This window comes from Pseudomonas sp. B16120 (assembly GCF_044218845.1).
Classification (GTDB): Bacteria; Pseudomonadota; Gammaproteobacteria; order Pseudomonadales; family Pseudomonadaceae; genus Aquipseudomonas; species Aquipseudomonas paracarnis.
Map to the genome: position 1 here is coordinate 3,579,897 of NZ_CP162588.1, position 17,020 is coordinate 3,596,916.

Sequence of the window (17,020 nt, forward strand, 5' to 3'; positions counted from 1 at the left end):
TTAGTACTGCCGGGCCTTGGCCAGGTGTTCATTGAGTTTTTTTGCCGCTGCATTCGTGCGTTCACTGGTGGACACTTGCGCCACACCCACCCGCCACCACGACAGGTAGCCGTGGATCATGGTCTTGGGCAGCACCTTGATATCGATCAGGGTCGAGACGGTTTGCGTGCGCGCATCGGCCAGGGCCGCTTCCAGCTGCTCTACCGTGCTGACCTTGTAGGTCTTGCAGCCATAGGCCGCCGCACTCATGGCGAAATCCACCGGCACTAGGCCGCCGTCGAGCTTGCCGCTCTCGGGGTTACGAAAGCGGAACTCCGTACCGAAGCTGTCCATGCCGTTGCCGATCTGCAGGTTGTTGATGCAACCGAACGCCATGTTGTCCAACAGCACCACGTTGATCTTGCGGCGCTCCTGGATCGAGGTGACCAGCTCCGAGTGCAGCATCATGTAGGAGCCATCGCCAACCAGGGCGTACACCTCCTTGCTTGGCTCGGCCAGCTTCACGCCCAGGGCAGCGTTGATCTCGTAGCCCATGCATGAATAGCCATATTCGACGTGGTAGGTGTTGACGCCCTTGCTGCGCCAGGCACGCTGCAAATCGCCGGGCAGGCTGCCGGCGGCAGCCACGATGATTGCGTCATCGGCCAGGCGTGCATTGAGCACGCCGAGCACCGCGCTTTGGGTCAGGCACGAACCGGTCAGCTCGATGAATTCCCGCAGGACGGCACGGTCCAGGTGGTCGTCGACTTCGGGGACAAACTCATCGCCCTGGTAGTGCACCTGATGCACGCGGTCCACTTCGGCGTCGAGTTGCGCCTTCGCGTCAGCGACCTGTCCGCCCCAGCCCGAACGGTAATCGCCCAGGGCATCGGCCAGTGCTTCAAGCGCAACTTTCGCATCGGCCAGCACTTGCACACCGTCCAGCTTCAACGCATCGCAGGGGCTGATATTGAGGTTGAGAAACTTCACCTCGGGGTGCTTGAACAGCGATTTTGACGAGGTGGTGAAGTCGGTATAACGAGTGCCGATGCCAATAATCAGGTCGGCCTCAGGCGCCAGCAGGTTAGCCGCCAGGCAGCCGGTTTCGCCGATGCCGCCGACGTTCAACGGATGGCTGGAAACCACGACGCTCTTGCCCGCCTGAGTTTCCGCGAAAGGAATATCGAAACGCTCGGCAAAGGCTTGCAGTGCCTGGTTGGCGCCGGAGTACTTGACCCCGCCGCCGCAAATGATCAGCGGCTTGCGCTTGCCGCGAAACGCAGCCAGCGCGTCACCGATCATGGCGCTGGTGGCTGGGCGTCGGTCGATGCGGTGCACGCGTTTTTGCAGGAAATAGTCGGGGTAGTCCCAGGCTTCGGCTTGTACATCCTGGGGCAAGGCCAGGGTCACCGCGCCGGTTTCAGCCGGGTCGGTCAGCACGCGCATGGCATGGATCGCCGCGGTCATCAGTTGCTCCGGGCGGTTGATGCGGTCCCAGTATTTGCTTACGGAGCGGAAGGCGTCGTTGGTACTGATGCTCAGGTCGTGGAATTGCTCGATCTGCTGCAACACCGGGTCGGGCTGGCGGCTGGCATAGACATCACCGGGCAGCAACAGCAACGGGATGCGGTTAGCGGTGGCGGTGGCTGCGGCGGTGAGCATATTGGCCGCGCCCGGCCCGACCGAGGCCGTGCATGCATAGATCTTGCGGCGCAGGTGCTGCTTGGCAAACCCGATGGCGGCATGGGCCATGCCTTGTTCGTTGCGGCCCTGGTGCACCACCAAGTCGCCGCTGTCCTGCTCCAGGGCCTGGCCGAGGCCCAACACATTGCCATGCCCGAAAATAGTGAATACCCCGGCGACGAACTTGCTCTGTACGCCATCGACCTCGATGTATTGATTATCCAGAAACTTCACCAGGGCCTGGGCCATGGTCAATCTTGTTGTGGTCATCACTTGCACCTTGTGTGACTGCAATTGAAGTGTTCAACACCGATCCACTGTGGGAGCTGGCTTGCCTGCGATAGCGGTCTATCAGTTGCACATGTATTGCCTGACACACCGCTATCGCAGGCAAGCCAGCTCCCATATTTTTGATCGCGTTATGGCAAGGGCTTTTGCAAATACGCCATGCTGCTGCCCAATGCCTGCCGGATATCCGCCAACCCATGCACGCTTTCGGCAAACGGCTCAAACGACAAATAGCCGCTGTAGCCAGTGCTGAGCAAGGTGTCGATCTGCGCCGCATTCCCGAGGATATCGTCCTCGCCCACCAGCACGCGGTGGCCGTCGCGGATCGAGTCGAGCGGCGCCTCGCGGTCTTCCACCCCGGAGATATGCACCAGCCCGGTCAGCTCCGGGAAGAACTCATGCTCGCCGGCCAGGTGATGGTGAAAGGTGTCGTGTACCACACGAAACACATCCAGGCCACCGATGGCCTTGATGGCATCCACTGCCACGCGCTTGCGGCGCAGGGCGGATACGGTGAAGCCCAGAGGCTCGATGAAACCCAGAATCCCGTACTCGCGCAGGATCAACGCCAGCTCGCTCAACGCCGTGCGCAAACCGGCGGCGCGCTGCGCGTCGTTGCGCGTATCACCAGGCTGATTGAACGGGCACATCACCAGGCCCTGGGCCCCGCACTCACGGGCGTAGGTGGCCAGTTCGATTGCCTGGGCACGGCGTTCGTCGTTCCACACATCAAAGGGGTACAGCGCGTTGATCGACAACACCTTGATGCCCTGCGCGGCGCACAACTCACGCACGCGGCTGGCGGACATGCCGTATTCGATCTCGCGGTTCTTGAGGTCGTTGCGGATCTCGATGGCATCGCACTGAAGGGCTTTGGCCAACTGGATAAAATCCGCCAGGGGCAAATCAGGCGCGACCATACGGTTAAGGGCAAAACGTAGCGGCGACTTCATTGTTGTTCTCCGTCCAAAACCGTTTAAAGGTCCAGCAGCCAGCTGTGCTGCGGGTCGTTATGGAAATGCCAGGCGCGCTTGGGGCCGGCCATGACGTTGAGGTAATAAGACTCGTAGCCATACGGCACGCTGACCGGGTGATACCCCTTGGGCACCACCACCAGGTCGCTGTTTTCCACGGCCATGGCCTGGTCGATGCTGCGATCATCCGTGTACACACGCTGGAACACGAAGCCCTGGGGCGGGTTGACCTGGTGGTAGTAGGTCTCTTCCAGAAAGCTCTGGTGCGGCAGGTCGTCAGTGTCGTGCTTGTGCGGCGGGTAGCTGGAGGAATGCCCGGACGGCGTGCGCACTTCCACCACCAGCAGCGAATGGGCCGGCTCGCTGTCAGGCAGGATATCGCACACGTAACGGGTATTGGCGCCTTTGCCGCGCACACTGCGCTTGCACTGCTCGGGGCGGATCAAGCGCGGGGCAAAACCCGTAGCACCCGGCGCTGCGCAGACGGCAATCTGCACATCGTTCAGGGCCGTGACTCGGGCGTCAGTGCCCGGCGGCAAATAGGCGGCGAACGGTGACTTGTCTTCGAACACCGACTGGCGATCCCCCAGGTTCTGCCAATTGAAGCCCTCGCCTTCAATATTCACCCGACCGCTGAGCAGCACCAGGCACAGTTCCTGATCGCCCGCACTGACCGGCAGGGTTTCGCCCTGGCTCAGGCGGTAGGCGGCAAAGCCCACGTATTCCAGGCGCCCGGCTTCCAGCGCCACCATGGTTTGCCCGCGTTTGCTGCTTTTGACCAACAAGCTCATCACTCAAGTCCTCTGGTTGAGAAGCGCACGCAGGGTGTCGTAACCCTTCTTGGCGTAGATATAGCTGGGCGCCACGGCCGGGTCCTGCTCGGCTTCCACCACCAGCCAGCCCTTGTAGTTCGCCGCGAGCAACACATCTAGCAACGGTGCGAAGTCGATATCACCATCGCCGGGCACGGTAAAAGTGCCGTTGACGATGCAGTCCGGGAAGCTCCACATCTGGTTACGCGCCAGTTGCACCACGGGTTTGCGTACATCCTTGAAATGCACATGGCATACGCGGTCGATATGCTTGCGCAGCACCTCGATGGGTTCGCCGCCGCCCATGTAGCAGTGGCCCGAATCGAACAGCAAGCCGACTTCCGGGCCCGTGCGTTTCATCAACTCGTCGATGTCCTCGGGGGATTCGACGTACGCGCCCATATGGTGGTGATAGGCCAGGCGCACGCCCTGGGACAGGGTGAAACGCGCCAGCTCGGTAAGCTTGTCGGCGTAAGCCTGCCAGGCCTGTTCACTGTGAAAACGCGGGCGCTCGATCAGGCGGATGCGCGAGCCCTGGATCGAGTCAGCCACTTCGCCGTATACCAGTACCGAGGCGCCGTTGTGTTTGAGTAGTTCGACATGGGCGGCAATCGCCTCGATTTCTTCAGCCACCGAACGGTGGGCCAGACGGCTGGAGTACCAACCGGACACCAGCGCCAGGTCATAAGGACGCAGCACGTCAGCGACGCCCTTGGCATCCTTGGGGAATTTGCCGTTGAGTTCAAAACCTTCGTAGCCGATGTCCTTGCCTTCGCTCAGGGCCGTGCTCAGCGGGGTCTCACCGCCGAGGGCCGGGAGGTCGTCGTTGCTCCAGGAGATCGGGTTGATGCCAATTCGGATTGCGGGCATGGCTGCACCTTTTGTTTTTATCTTCAGAATTCACTGGGATCTGCTTTGTGTGGGAGCTGGCTTGCCTGCGATAGCGGTGTGTCAGGCAGTACATTTGCAACGGATAGATTGCTATCGCAGGCAAGCCAGCTCCCACATTTGATCGTATTTACTGTCGGGCGCTGAGCCAGGCATTGATGAGCTGTTCGAAGGTCGCCTGCACGTGCTGGATCAGCGTTTCATCATCAATCTCCCCCGCCATCCACGCCCGGCTCGGCTCGTGGAAGATCGTGCGGCCCACGGCAAACCCACGGCAGGTGCTGCTCTGGCTGGCTTGCTTGAAGCCATCGGCGAGAAACTCGGGGGAAGCATTCAGGCCCAGCAACACCACGCCACGGCAGTAGGGGTCGCGCTCCTGGATCAGTTCGTCGAGCTTTTTCCAGTCTTCGGCCGATTGGGTTTCGATCTTCCACCAGGCCGGGTAAATGCCAAGGTTGTACAGGCGTTTGAGGCTGCGGTAGAGCACGTCCGGGTAGGTGGACGGGTGATCCTTGGGTGGGATGACTTCCAGCAGCAGTTCGTGACCACTGACCAGCGACGCCTCGTACACCGCCTTGAGTTGCGCTTCCTGTTCCAGGCGCAGCATCGGCTCGTCATCGGGGTGAAACTGCACCAGGCACTTGATGATGTGTTCCTGGGGCCAGGCAATCAGGTTGCTGCCGATCGAACGCCCGTGCTCGAACGCCAGGGGCCGCGAGTTCTGCACTTCCACCGGGCGAGCGATCCACCAGCCGCGACCGCTAGCGGCGTTGAGTGCATCCTGGCCGAAGCGTTGGTCGGCTAGCAGGCCCACATCCGCCTCGACGCCCTGCTCGCTGAGTTTGCGCTCCACGCGTTCGATGGCCTGGATAAACAACTGCTTGATGTCGCTGATACGCTCAGGGGCCTGGCCGCCTTTTTGCGCCAACTCCACCAATTGCCAGCGGTGGTCGAAGGCAAAGACGAACAGTTGCTTCCAGACTTTGCGCGGCACCGTGACACGGTGCAGGCGTTGCAGGGTCACGTCCTGGTCCGGCCGGGTGATGGGCACGGGGCTGTTGAACAGGTAATCGAGTTCGGCGGGGGTCGGCATCGCTGGCGCACAGGCGTGGCGCGATACCACCAGGCCGCCACAGGCATTGGCCAACTGGCTGCAACGCTCATCGCTGGCGTCATTGATCCAGCCGCTGAGAAAGCCCGACATAAAAGCATCGCCTGCGCCCAGCACGTTGAGCACTTCAACCCGCACGCCAGGATAGATGGCCCCGTCTTCCAGGCGCGCCGGGATTGCGCCGTGGATCACCGTGCAGCCCTGGGGGCCGAGCTTGACCACCAGGGTGGCCGGGGTCAGTTCCCGCACGGTGCGCAGGGCCGAGAGCAGGTCTTCACTGCCGCCGGCAATCAGGAATTCCTCTTCGGTGCCGACGATCAGGTCGAAACGCGGCAGGATCTTCTGCACATGCTGGCTGACATTCTGGTCGGCGACGAAACGGGTTTCGCCATCGGCCTTGCCGGCCAGGCCCCACAACACGGGGCGGTAGTCGATGTCCAGCACGCGCTTGACGTTGTGCCTGGCCGCGTAATCCAGGGCCTGGAGGCTGGCCTTGTACACGCCGTCGGTGGAGAAATGCGTACCGGTGATCAACAACGCTTTGCTGGAGGCGATAAAGGCTTCGCTGATGTCTTCGGCGCGCAAGGCCATGTCGGCGCAGTTTTCGCGGTAGAACACCAGGGGGAAGGTTTCGCGGTCCTTGAGGCCCAGCAGGACCAGGGCGGTGAGGCGCTCAGGGTCGACCTTGATGCCACTGACATCACAGCCTTCGCGGGCCAGGGATTCCACCAGGAAACGGCCCATGTGGTCATCGCCGACCCGGCTCAGCATCGCCGACTTCAGCCCCAGCCTGGCGGTGCCGAAAGCGATGTTGGCGGAAGATCCGCCCAGATACTTGGCGAAGCTGGACACATCCTCAAGCCGCGCACCGACTTGCTGCGCATAGAGATCGACGCCCAGGCGCCCGAGGCAAATCAGATCCAATTGACGCCCACTGGCAAAACGAGTCTGGCCCATGCTGGCTCCTGTTATTTTTATCAGCCTGCGCTGTGCCGCCGTGGCGACGGCAAACGCTCTTTGTGGGAGCAGACTAGAACGTCCGGTGGCAGCAATCAATATTTATTCCATAATTATTTTTAGTGGAATATTTTTTCCAATACCTCAGGATAGCGGCACGCCAGCGCCCATGCATCGTTTCAGCAGGCCACGCGGGCCGTGATGCCGGGGTATTTTTTTGCGCCTACCCTGTAGACTTGCGCCACCTATCAGCGCATCAGACGAACACGCCAGAAGGATTGCCCATGTCCCGCACCGATCCCGAGACCACCCTGGAAGAAACTGTCGCCAGCCCTCCGATCAATGCCGAACGCCTGTTGCAGCTGATCACCGACGAATACGAGAGCCTGCCGCGCCAGCTCAAGCGTATCGCCAGCTACATGAGCCAGCAGAGCGACCGGATCATGGTCGACCGCATCAGCGACATCGCCCGGGAATGCGAAGTGCACCCCTCGGCCATTGTGCGGTTTTCCCAGCGCTTCGGCTTCAGCGGGTTCAGTGAGATGCAGGCGCTGTTTCGCGAGGCGTATACCCACAAGACCACGCCGGTACAGAACTACCAGCAGCGCATCCGCAGCATGATCGCCAACAAGTCCCAGAAGGCCAGCGGCGGCGACCTGGCGCGCGAGTGCGTCAACGCCACCCTCTCGGGCATCGAACGCTTGGGGCTGGAGTTGGACGATGCGGCCTTCGAGAAAGCCGTGGACCTGGTGGTCAATGCCGACAACATCTACGTGGTCGGCGTGCGCCGCTCCTTTGCGGTGGCCGACTACCTGGTCTACAACCTGCAGCACACAAACAAGCGCATCCACCTGATCTCGGGGCTAGGCGGCAGTTATCGCGAGCAGATGCGCAGCGTGCGCGCCAATGACCTGGTGATAGCCATCAGCTTCACGCCCTACGGCAAAGAGACCCAGCACTGCCTGCGCATCGCGCAGCATCACCAGGCCAAGACTCTGATCATCACCGACAGCAACCTGTCGCCCCTGGCCAAGCGCGCGAATGCGGTGCTGTTGGTCAATGAAGGCTCCTCGTTTGCTTTCCGCTCGCTGAGCGCCACGCTGTGCCTGTGCCAGGCGTTGTTCATTGCGGTGGCGTATCGGTTGGAATTGAAGGTGGATGAGATTCATGAGCAGGTTGGGTTCGACGACTGACCCGCCACCTGTAGGAGCGAGCTTGCTCGCGCAAAACGCAAGAACGCCGCGGCCATTTTGAATGAACGCGGCGCCCGGCAGTTCTTCGCGAGCAAGCTCGCTCATACAATTAGTGCATGAAAATCGCGATCAGAATGATCACCGGAATCGGCACGCCGAGGAACCACAGCAGTAATGAGCGCATCATGTTCTCCTTGAATTAACGAACGTAGTTTTCGGTTTCGACGTACACCACGGCATCCCGGCGGCGACCGCCAAAGGTAGCGGCGAAGCTGGCGAAGAACGCACCGATGAGCAAGGCCACGAAGGTCCACAGGGATGTGTAGGCCGCCACTTTCGCTGCGGTTTCAGCAGCTTGCTTGGCTTTGAGCTTGGCGTCTTCGACGGCTTTGCGCGCATCGCCATACACCTTGTCGATACGGGCTTCGGCATCGGCCTGGCTCAGGTTGGTGCGCTGGCTGATCAGTTGGGCCAGGTAGGCGCGATCTTCCGCTGCCAGTTGGCCGTCGTTGCTCAACGTACGCGTCAGGATACGACCGACCACGGCGTGGGCTGCATCATCGCTGACCGCCGCTGGGCGATCATCGCGAAACAGGCTGTCGACGTAGTAACCGAAGTCACCACTGTCGGCACCCTTTGCCGCGCTGCCCGCAGCTTGGGTGAGGCCGCTGGCGGCGCCCGATGCCACGCTGGCGCCAGCTTTCACGCCGCCGCTGACCACACTGCTGACCGAGCCGACCACCAGCATCGCCGTGATCAATGTGGCCACTGCCCACGCCAGGAAGCCATGGGCGGTGTCGCGAAAGTACACCTCGTCGCCGTGCATATTGGCCCACTTCACCCGTAACCGACCGGCGATGTAACCGCACAGGCCCGACGCAACGATCTGGGTGAACGCCAGCCAGACAATTGTGGAAATGCCAAGGCCCTTGGCGCTGATACCGCTGTCAGCCCAAGGCGACACCGCCGAAAAGCCCAGGCCGAAGCCCAGCAACACCAGGATCAATGACAAGGCGGCCGCCGCAGCAGCACCGGCGAAAATCGCCCCCCAGGAAACCCCGGAGAGCGTGCTTGACTCTTGCAGCGTGGATGAGGATGTGATCATTGTTGTTTTGCTCCAGGCACGAAAAATGATGTTACAAGTCTCAAAACGGACAGTGCAGGCAGCGTGCCAGCTGCGATTAAATTTAAATTCCTTTAATTTCAATGATTTATTTAAATTGAACTTAGCCAGATCATGCAGGTTGCAATAAACGGCGATATTAGGCGGGCGTAATGCACTCCCCTGTGGGAGCTGGCTTGCCTGCGATAGCGGCATGGCAGCCAACGAATATGCCAGCAGGTAAGCCGCCATCGCAGGCAAGCCAGCTCCCACAGTGCGATGTCGGCTTGAAGAAGATGAAGTTTTATTTAGGAAACATTCAGCAACTTCTTGGCAAAATGTCGCCACTTCTAGTGTGAACGCTCACCAGGTAATCCTATGACCCGCATTTTGACCATCGAGGATGACGCCGTAACGGCCCGCGAGATTGTCGCCGAGCTGAGTAGCCATGGACTGGACGTAGATTGGGTGGACAACGGCCGCGAGGGCCTGGTCCGTGCCGTGAGTGGTGATTACGACCTGATCACCCTTGACCGCATGCTGCCCGAACTGGATGGCCTGGCCATCGTCACCACGTTACGCACTATTGGGGTGTCTACGCCGATCCTGATGATCAGCGCCCTCTCCGATGTCGACGAGCGCGTGCGCGGCCTGCGTGCCGGCGGCGACGATTACCTGACCAAGCCGTTCGCCTCGGATGAAATGGCCGCCCGTGTCGAAGTGCTGCTGCGGCGTAAAAGCACGGTCCAGGAATTCGAAACCGCCCTGCGCGTGGCCGACCTGGAACTGAACCTGATCAGCCGCGAAGCCAGCCGCGCCGATCAACCGCTGACGCTGCTGCCCACTGAATACAAACTGCTTGAATTCCTGATGCGCAACACCGGGCAGATTCTGTCGCGGATGATGATTTTCGAGGAAGTCTGGGGCTATCACTTCGACCCCGGCACCAACCTGATCGACGTGCACATCGGCCGTCTGCGCAAGAAAATCGACCCACCGGGCCTCACGCCGCTGATCCGCACGGTACGAGGCTCGGGTTATGTCATTGCTGAACCCCTCTAAAGGCTGGCGCTCTTCCAGCAGCCGTTTGCTGGCGCTGTACAGTTCGTTATTCGTGGCGTGGAGTTGCATCCTCATGGGGGTGCTGTACTACGAGGTCTCAGGCTACCTCAGCGACTTGTCGCGCCATTCCCTGTTGCAGCGCCAGCATCTTTTCCAGCGTTTCGACGGCGAAGAACTGGTGGAAGCGCTGACCACCAGCATGACCTTCGACATGAAGGGCGTGGACGCCTATGGCCTGTTCGATGAGCAATTTCGCCCCTTGAGCGGGCCGATCCGCGCCGTGCCACCCGACTTGCCGCTGGATGGCAAGATCTACGCCCTGACCAATTGCGTGCAATCCGATGATCCCAAGCTGCCCAAGGACAGCTGCGACGCCGTGGCCACCCACACCGAAGACGGCCGCTGGCTGGTGTTGGTGCGCGCCAACGGCTCGTTGTTCGGGGTAACGCGGATTATCTGGCACGCCCTACTGTGGGCGCTGTCCTTGACCATCATCCCCGGCGCTGCCGGCTGGCACCTGCTGCGCCGTCGCCCGCTGCGGCGTATTCGCGGGATCCAGGCCAGCGCCGAGGCCATTGTCGCCGGCGACCTCACGCACCGGTTGCCGCTGTCCAACCGGCGCGACGAGCTGGACATGCTTGCCGCCATCGTCAATGCCATGCTCGACCGCATCGAAAAACTGATGAACGAGGTCAAGGGCGTGTGCGACAACATCGCCCACGACCTGCGCACCCCGCTCACCCGCTTGCGCGCCCAGCTTTACCGCATCAAGCAACAAGCCGAGGAAGACTCGGCCCACGCGGTAAAGCTCGATGACGCCATCGCCGAGACCGATACGCTGATGGCACGTTTTCGCGGGCTGCTGCGCATCTCGGAACTGGAAGACCACCAGCGCCGCTCGGGCTTCCTGGTGCTGGACCCGCTGCCGTTGCTGCGCGAGCTGCATGACTTCTATCTGCCCCTGGCCGAAGAAGGCGAACTGGAGCTGGTGTTACAAGCGCCTGATTCACTGCCGTGGATTACCGGTGACCGTGCGCTGCTATTCGAAGCCCTGGCCAACCTGCTGAGTAACTCGATCAAGTTCACCCCGCCCAAGGGCAAGGTGATCCTGCGAGCAGTCAACGACCTGGGCAGTACGCGCATCGAAGTGCTCGACTCCGGGCCAGGCATTCCGGCTGCCGAGCGCGCGTCGGTGTTCCAGCGTTTCTATCGGGTCGATGAGAGTGATCAGCAAGGCGGCTTTGGGCTGGGCCTGTCGATTGTGGCGGCGATCATCAACTTGCATGGGTTCAAGCTGGAGGTCGGCACCAGTGAGTTGGGCGGCGCCCGCCTGGTGCTGGAATGCCGCCAGCAACTGATGCCGGAATAAGCGTGCCCTAGAGCACGCTGCCCATGGCCTTGATCAACACCGGGTCACGCGCATAGATATCCGGCGCGTACACCAACTCGCCCTGACGATCCACTTCTACCGTCCAATACCCCAACAGCACCGGTACCGGCGTGGCCAGCCTGAATTCATGGGTTTCGCCGGTCGCCAGCAGCTCATCGGTGCGGGTGCGTTCGGCGGGCGTTACCAGCAGGTCGCGCAATAACAACGGTTGCTCGACCCGCACGCATCCCGAACTGAACGCCCGTGGGCCCTTGGTGAACAAGGGCTGGCTGGGGGTGTCATGCAGGTACACCGAATACGGATTGGGAAAGCGCATCACAATCTTGCCCAGCGGGTTACGCGGACCGGCCTGCTGGCGCAGCAGGATATTGCCGGGGCGTGCCCAGTCGACCTGGTCGGGCGTCAAGGGGTGACCTTCGGCGTCGAGCACTTGCAGGTTTTGCTGGCGCAGGTATTCAGGGTTGAGACGGATGGCGGGCAGTTTGTCCTCGCGCATGATGGTCGGTGGGATGGTCCAGGTGGGGTTGAGGGTCAGCCGGGTAATACGCGACTTGAGCAACGGCGTCTGGCGTTCGGCCCGGCCTACTTGCAGGCGGGTTTGCCACACCGGGATGCCGCTCTGGTACACGCTCAGTTGCGCGGCGGCCACATTGACCACGACGCCTTCAGGCTCCAGGTCCTGGGCCAGCCAGCGGAAGCGCTCCAGGTTGATGCGCAGTTGTTCACGACGCATCGCCGGGCTGATATTGAGTTCAGCCACGGTGCCGGCGCCGACCACGCCGTCGGCCTGCAACGAGTGGCTGAGCTGGAAGGCTTTCACCGCCTTGACCAATTCGCCCTGGTATTGCTTGCCGTTGCCGCTGGGCAACTGGGCCAGGTAGCCACCGCTGTGCAGGCGCCGCGCCAACTCCGGCACCCGGGCGTCGTTCATGCCCGGGCGCAGCAACGCGCCCTCGGCGACCGGGTCCCAATGGGGCAGCGGCTGCTGGCGCACGCCGGCATAGGCATTGCGCAGGCTGCGGTACAAATCGGCGCTGGGCCGCGCATGATCGAAGGCTTGGGCCATGTCTTGCAGGCCGGTGGCGGCGAACGCCAGTACTTGGGTATTCGGATCGCCACTGGGTGGCTGGGAGTGCCAGAGGGGCTCAAAGCGCGATTGCTGCAGGCGCCCGTAATGCAAATCCTGCAGGGCTTGCAGGTACTGCTGGCTGTTGGCGATATCGCTGCACAGCACGTTGGCCGTGGCATCCGCCGCGGGCAAGCTATAGTGGGTGGGGTCCAGGCCATCGTCGGCAAGCATCAGCAACTGGCTGTGCAAGGCATGCCGGCGTTCGTCAGCCGACCATAGCGGGGCATCGCCCTGCTGCTGGTAAAAGGCTTGTAGGCGCGCCAGCGCGGCGGCATCGATACGCGGCGCAAGGTGCGGGCAGACACTGGTCAACTGCGCTAACGCCTGTTGCAACGGCGCCAGCGCGACCGGCGCAGGGGTGGTGACGGGCAATGGCTCCACCGGCAGCGTTTCGGCTGTAGCGACCAATGGTGCAACGAGCAGGCAAATGCTCAAGTAACATGCGTGTTTTTTGAACAATTGACTTAGCTCCACTCCACAGCGGGGACTCGACTGTAGATGCTGACTTTTATACGCCTGCTCAGGCTAACCAGCCTGGGCTTGATCACTGGGTGCCTGGCTTTATTGAGCAATGTTGCGCTCGCCGCCAATGGCACCTCTCCTTCCCTGTATAGCAGCCTGGCGCGCTCGGCTCCAGAACTCAATCCCACCGTGCTGAAAAGCGCCCTGAGCGCCGTGCAGTGCGCGGTCAATAACGGCGAGGAGCGTTCCGATCGCCTTGCGGTTATTGACTACTCCCAGCCCTCGACCGCCCGTCGCCTATGGATCTTCGACCTGCGCAAAAAGACCTTGGTTCTACGCGACCTGGTGGCTCACGGTGCCAAGTCCGGGGAAAACTTCGCTACCCAGTTCTCCAATCTCGAGGGCAGCCACCAGTCGAGCCTGGGCTTGTTCCGCACCCAGGAAAGCTACCTGGGCGCCCATGGCTACTCGCTACGCATGGACGGTCTGGAACCCGGCTTCAATGACCAGGCCCGCGACCGCGCCATCGTGATTCATGCTGCCGACTACGTCAGCCCATTGTGGAGCAAGCGCGAAGGCCGTATCGGCCGCAGCCAGGGTTGCCCGGCCGTGCGTCCGCAAGTCGCCCGCCAAGTGGTGGACAAGCTCAAGGACGGGCAGTTCATGTTTTCGTGGTACCCCGACCAGCGCTGGCTGAAGTCATCGACCTACCTCAATTGCAAACCCCAACAGGTGGCGAGTAGTCGTACAATCCGTGGCGGATAGCCTGTCCCCACTGATAAAAGAGAACGTCGCATGCTTCTACACACCTCCACCTGGATCGAAATCGGGCAGTTCCTGGAACGCAGCCGCACGGTGGTGATTCCCATCGGTTCCAACGAGCAACATGGCCCCACCGGCCTGCTGGGCACTGACTGGATGTGCCCGGAGATCATCGCCCACCACGCCCAGAAGCACGCCGACATCCTGGTCGGCCCGACCTTCAATATCGGCATGGCCCAACACCACCTGGGCTTTCCCGGCACCATCTCCCTGCGCCCTTCCACCTTTATCGCCGCGATTGGCGACTGGGTGCGCTCGCTGGCCGGGCATGGTTTCGAAAAGATCCTGTTCCTGAACGGTCACGGCGGCAACATCGCCACGATTGAAGCGGCGTTCTCCGAGCTGTACGCCGAAGCCAGCTTCGCCCGCCGCCCGGCCGGGTTTGCGCTGAAACTGGTGAACTGGTGGGACCTGGAAGGCGTCACTGACCTGGCCCAGCGTCAATTCCCGGTGGGGCATGGCAGCCACGCCACGCCATCGGAAATTGCCGTGACGCAGTGGGCGTATCCGGACGCGATCAAGTCTGCCGACTACTCACCACAAATTGCCAACACCGGCCCGATCCGCGAGGCCCTGGACTTCCGTGCGCGCTTCCCTGACGGCCGCATGGGCTCGGACCCGGCGTTGGCTACTGTGGAGAAAGGCGGTGAGTTGGTGGCGTTGGCGGCGCAGGGATTGGTCAAGACTGTCGACAGCTTCAGCAACGAAGCCAAACCCTGATCCAAATGGGGCCAATACCCTGTAGGAGCGAGCTTGCTCGCGAAAGAAGTCAACGATTACGCGCGCTCCCGAATAAACGCGGCGCCTATGAGTTTTTCGCGAGCAAGCTCGCTCCTATGTATTGCCCACAGAATCAGCGCCTAGCGCAGATCCCCTGTGGGAGCGGGCTTGCCCGCGAAGGCGGCGTGTCAGTCACTGAATATTTAACTGAACCACCGCTTTCGCAGGCAAGCCAGCTCCCACATTGGTTACAGGGTGGGTTGCGTTATGTGTGTGCGGGTTTATTTGCAATCCTGCGCGGCCTGCTCCAGCCGCGATGGCTTGATCGCCGAAGCCAACGGCTTGCGCTCATACAGGAACACTTTGGTGCCGTCCTGGGACTTGTAGGCCTCCAGCACATCATCGGCGGCAATCTTGCTGGTCAACAGCACCTTGGCGTGGCGCGAGTTCTGGGTGACGGTCGAGGTGATGCCGTGCTTTTCCAGCTTGGGCAATACGCATTGCACATAGCCATCGGGGGTCTTGTTGGTTTGCAGGGTCAGCGATGGGGCGTTGGGCGCCGTGATACAACCGGTCAGCAGCAACGAAGCACAAGCCAGGGCCGAGGCGAAGAAAGAGCGCATAAACATTCCTGAAAATAACCAAATAGGGTTCACAACCATCGCGGATCAACCTGCGCGAATCAGGGCCTTGAGCGACGCATCGAACTGCTTCAGGGCATCTTGCTGTACATCGCGTTGTTGCTCAATCAGTGCAGCAATCTCCGGCGCCGCCTTGTCGTGCACCCACACTGACGGCACGTGCTTATCCACCGAGCCTTCGGCCTTGGCGATAAATTGCAGGTTCGCGTCGTAGAAGCGTGCGACAAAGCGTGCTTCGACCCGGTCATTACGCTGGGTGAGCAATTGGTTATGGGTATCGAGCACCACCACCACATCCGGGTGCGCCTGCACCAACTCATCCAGGCTGCTATAGACCGTCACCGAGAGAAAAGTGCCCTGCAACGAGTGCATCAACCAGTCGATCGCCAGTTCCGGGTCGGAGCTGTTGACGAACGCCTCGCGAATCCGCCCATCCAGGGCATCCTTGGCGCCGTTCTGCGCCATGGCGTGGTAGCGTTCAAGGTAGCTGAGGTTGTCGCGGGTGTTTTCACTGAACAATACCCCCACCGACTGGGCACGCTGCAGGGAGTCTACGCTACCCACCAGTGGCAGCAAATGGCCTGTACGCACTTCATCGGCCATCGCCGGGGTGGTCATGACCGCGGTGCCCAGCATCAGGGCCATCAAAGCCAACTGGATAATCGTCCTCATCGCGCATTTTTCCTTGGGCTGCGTCTCGATGTGCAGATTCTGCGCGTTTGGCGAAAAAACAGAACTTGTGATCCTTGATGGTGACTATCATTTGAACCGATAGTGTCAGGCCGCCCATAAAATCTATAAGGACCCCGCCATGAAGCCCTACCAGAAAATCTTCGATCGTATCCGCGAGGCGGTACTGCCAGAGTTTCGCGAGCGAGTCGCCGACTACCTGGTTGAGTACGAAACCGTGTTGCTGAACTCACACGCCGACGCCGCGAAAAGCAGCGCCAGCGCCGAGCAATTGCGCGGTTATTTGCGCGGTTTGAACACCATGCGCGTGCTGGGCATGGCCGACTGGGAAGACCTCGACCGGCGTGTTGCCCAGCAGGCACAACTAGAGCGCGGGCCGTCGCAGCTCGACCCACTCGCGCACTGACGGCCGCTGCCACTGGCGTTGCGCGTAGGCCACCAGCTGCGCTGGCATGGCGTCACCGTTGAGGATCAGGCGATTGAGCATCACCGCCAGGTCCACATCGGCAATCGACCACTGGCCGCACAGGTACTCGCGGTTATCCGCCAGCAAGGCTTGCGCCGCGCTGATCAACTTGGTCGCGGCGGCTTGAGCCTCTGCTGACAACGGCGGCCTCTTCTGCCCGCAGAACACCACCAGGGTCGAGCGCTCCTGGCGAATCGGCAGCAAGTCGCTGCGCAACCACGCTTGAACCTGTCGCGCCCTCGCCCGCTGTTGCACATCCGCCGGGTACACGCGGGTTTCGGGGTAGGCCTGGTCCAGGTACTCGGTGATGGCCGAAGACTCCGACAGCGCAAAATCACCGTCTACCAAGGTCGGCACTCGCTGGGTCAGGGAGCGTTGGGCGTAATCTGCCGCCTGGGTTTGCCCGGCATCGAGGTCCAGGGTGAGGGTCTCGAACGCCAGGCCTTTTTCGCGCAAGGCGACAAACACCGACATGGCATAGGGGCTGGTAAACAGCGAATCAACGTAGAGGTGCAGCGGGCCTTGGCTCATGGGCAATCTCCTGAGGTGAGGCGTCACGCTACGAGATCCCGGCCGATAAAGACAATGCAGGGTTTTTATGGGGGCATTCCTGGCGGGAATAGCGCGGCTAGTGGCAATATTATGGCTACC

At 61.3% G+C, this 17,020-nt stretch carries 16 protein-coding genes; 6 read left to right on the forward strand and 10 right to left on the reverse strand.

Translation table 11 applies throughout. The annotated features are described in order from the left end of the window. The 5 genes from iolD to iolC form a co-directional block, all read right to left on the reverse strand. Complete coding sequence (iolD, locus tag AB4P90_RS16605; RefSeq protein WP_395605155.1) at nt 1-1,932, reverse strand: 3D-(3,5/4)-trihydroxycyclohexane-1,2-dione acylhydrolase (decyclizing); 1,932 nt, start codon at nt 1,930-1,932, stop codon at nt 1-3. A gap of 149 nt (nt 1,933-2,081) precedes the next feature. Next, on the reverse strand, nt 2,082-2,903 hold the full coding sequence (locus tag AB4P90_RS16610) for a TIM barrel protein (RefSeq protein WP_014718770.1): 822 nt from the start codon (nt 2,901-2,903) through the stop codon (nt 2,082-2,084). Between the two features lie 23 nt (nt 2,904-2,926). Beyond that, nucleotides 2,927-3,715, reverse strand: a complete 789-nt coding sequence (gene iolB / locus AB4P90_RS16615) for a 5-deoxy-glucuronate isomerase (protein WP_395605156.1) — start codon at nt 3,713-3,715, stop codon at nt 2,927-2,929. A 3-nt stretch (nt 3,716-3,718) separates the two neighbouring features. Next, a complete protein-coding gene (gene iolE, locus AB4P90_RS16620) occupies nt 3,719-4,606 on the reverse strand; it encodes a myo-inosose-2 dehydratase (RefSeq protein WP_395605157.1) in 888 nt (295 codons plus the stop codon). Between the two features lie 148 nt (nt 4,607-4,754). After that, nucleotides 4,755-6,692: a 5-dehydro-2-deoxygluconokinase gene (iolC, locus tag AB4P90_RS16625; protein WP_395605158.1), complete on the reverse strand. Its 1,938-nt coding sequence runs from the start codon at nt 6,690-6,692 to the stop codon at nt 4,755-4,757. A gap of 284 nt (nt 6,693-6,976) precedes the next feature. Here iolC and AB4P90_RS16630 point away from each other — a divergent pair, with 284 nt between their 5' ends. After that, nucleotides 6,977-7,885 carry a MurR/RpiR family transcriptional regulator gene (locus tag AB4P90_RS16630; protein WP_005787722.1) on the forward strand — a complete coding sequence of 303 codons (909 nt, stop codon included), beginning with the start codon at nt 6,977-6,979 and terminating at the stop codon, nt 7,883-7,885. A 199-nt stretch (nt 7,886-8,084) separates the two neighbouring features. On the opposite strand, the gene AB4P90_RS16635 is transcribed toward AB4P90_RS16630, so the two are convergent. Next, a complete protein-coding gene (locus tag AB4P90_RS16635) occupies nt 8,085-8,990 on the reverse strand; it encodes a hypothetical protein (RefSeq protein WP_395605159.1) in 906 nt (301 codons plus the stop codon). Between the two features lie 375 nt (nt 8,991-9,365). On the opposite strand from AB4P90_RS16635, the gene AB4P90_RS16640 reads away from it, so the two are divergent. Next, nucleotides 9,366-10,049: a response regulator transcription factor gene (locus tag AB4P90_RS16640; protein ID WP_003191687.1), complete on the forward strand. Its 684-nt coding sequence runs from the start codon at nt 9,366-9,368 to the stop codon at nt 10,047-10,049. Then, nucleotides 10,027-11,418 (forward strand): HAMP domain-containing sensor histidine kinase, encoded by a 1,392-nt coding sequence (locus tag AB4P90_RS16645; RefSeq protein ID WP_014718775.1) that lies wholly within the window; start codon nt 10,027-10,029, stop codon nt 11,416-11,418. Before AB4P90_RS16640 ends, AB4P90_RS16645 begins: the two co-directional genes overlap by 23 nt. Before the next feature lie 7 nt (nt 11,419-11,425). Here the strand turns inward: AB4P90_RS16645 and AB4P90_RS16650 are convergent, their stop codons facing one another. Next, nucleotides 11,426-13,027: a murein L,D-transpeptidase gene (locus tag AB4P90_RS16650; protein ID WP_020301790.1), complete on the reverse strand. Its 1,602-nt coding sequence runs from the start codon at nt 13,025-13,027 to the stop codon at nt 11,426-11,428. A 39-nt stretch (nt 13,028-13,066) separates the two neighbouring features. Between AB4P90_RS16650 and AB4P90_RS16655 the strand changes: the two genes are divergently transcribed. Continuing rightward, entirely contained in the window at nt 13,067-13,795 is a 729-nt protein-coding gene (locus tag AB4P90_RS16655) for a murein L,D-transpeptidase catalytic domain family protein (protein ID WP_019817186.1), read from the forward strand. Between the two features lie 30 nt (nt 13,796-13,825). Next, a complete protein-coding gene (locus tag AB4P90_RS16660; protein ID WP_038450407.1) occupies nt 13,826-14,572 on the forward strand; it encodes a creatininase family protein in 747 nt (248 codons plus the stop codon). Between the two features lie 281 nt (nt 14,573-14,853). Here AB4P90_RS16660 and AB4P90_RS16665 read toward each other — a convergent pair whose 3' ends face one another. Beyond that, on the reverse strand, nt 14,854-15,195 hold the full coding sequence (locus AB4P90_RS16665) for a hypothetical protein (RefSeq protein WP_014718779.1): 342 nt from the start codon (nt 15,193-15,195) through the stop codon (nt 14,854-14,856). A gap of 45 nt (nt 15,196-15,240) precedes the next feature. Then, complete coding sequence (locus AB4P90_RS16670; RefSeq protein WP_072434048.1) at nt 15,241-15,885, reverse strand: ATPase; 645 nt, start codon at nt 15,883-15,885, stop codon at nt 15,241-15,243. 139 nt (nt 15,886-16,024) lie between these two features. Between AB4P90_RS16670 and AB4P90_RS16675 the strand changes: the two genes are divergently transcribed. Next, nucleotides 16,025-16,309: a hypothetical protein gene (locus tag AB4P90_RS16675; protein WP_014718781.1), complete on the forward strand. Its 285-nt coding sequence runs from the start codon at nt 16,025-16,027 to the stop codon at nt 16,307-16,309. Here AB4P90_RS16675 and yfcF read toward each other — a convergent pair. Then, nucleotides 16,268-16,900: a glutathione transferase gene (gene yfcF / locus AB4P90_RS16680; RefSeq protein WP_058410523.1), complete on the reverse strand. Its 633-nt coding sequence runs from the start codon at nt 16,898-16,900 to the stop codon at nt 16,268-16,270. The two genes, AB4P90_RS16675 and yfcF, sit on opposite strands and share 42 nt — an antisense overlap. Nucleotides 16,901-17,020: the final 120 nt, after the last annotated feature.

Coding starts and splice junctions, on each gene's coding strand:
- AB4P90_RS16610 (WP_014718770.1), bottom strand. CDS start 2,903: ATGAAGTCGCCGCTACGTTTTGCCCTTAACCGTATGGTCGCGCCTGAT.
- AB4P90_RS16645 (WP_014718775.1), top strand. CDS start 10,027: ATGTCATTGCTGAACCCCTCTAAAGGCTGGCGCTCTTCCAGCAGCCGT.
- iolB (WP_395605156.1), bottom strand. CDS start 3,715: ATGAGCTTGTTGGTCAAAAGCAGCAAACGCGGGCAAACCATGGTGGCG.
- iolE (WP_395605157.1), bottom strand. CDS start 4,606: ATGCCCGCAATCCGAATTGGCATCAACCCGATCTCCTGGAGCAACGAC.
- AB4P90_RS16635 (WP_395605159.1), bottom strand. CDS start 8,990: ATGATCACATCCTCATCCACGCTGCAAGAGTCAAGCACGCTCTCCGGG.
- AB4P90_RS16670 (WP_072434048.1), bottom strand. CDS start 15,885: ATGAGGACGATTATCCAGTTGGCTTTGATGGCCCTGATGCTGGGCACC.
- AB4P90_RS16640 (WP_003191687.1), top strand. CDS start 9,366: ATGACCCGCATTTTGACCATCGAGGATGACGCCGTAACGGCCCGCGAG.
- yfcF (WP_058410523.1), bottom strand. CDS start 16,900: ATGAGCCAAGGCCCGCTGCACCTCTACGTTGATTCGCTGTTTACCAGC.
- AB4P90_RS16675 (WP_014718781.1), top strand. CDS start 16,025: ATGAAGCCCTACCAGAAAATCTTCGATCGTATCCGCGAGGCGGTACTG.
- iolC (WP_395605158.1), bottom strand. CDS start 6,692: ATGGGCCAGACTCGTTTTGCCAGTGGGCGTCAATTGGATCTGATTTGC.
- AB4P90_RS16660 (WP_038450407.1), top strand. CDS start 13,826: ATGCTTCTACACACCTCCACCTGGATCGAAATCGGGCAGTTCCTGGAA.
- AB4P90_RS16655 (WP_019817186.1), top strand. CDS start 13,067: ATGCTGACTTTTATACGCCTGCTCAGGCTAACCAGCCTGGGCTTGATC.
- iolD (WP_395605155.1), bottom strand. CDS start 1,932: ATGACCACAACAAGATTGACCATGGCCCAGGCCCTGGTGAAGTTTCTG.
- AB4P90_RS16665 (WP_014718779.1), bottom strand. CDS start 15,195: ATGCGCTCTTTCTTCGCCTCGGCCCTGGCTTGTGCTTCGTTGCTGCTG.
- AB4P90_RS16630 (WP_005787722.1), top strand. CDS start 6,977: ATGTCCCGCACCGATCCCGAGACCACCCTGGAAGAAACTGTCGCCAGC.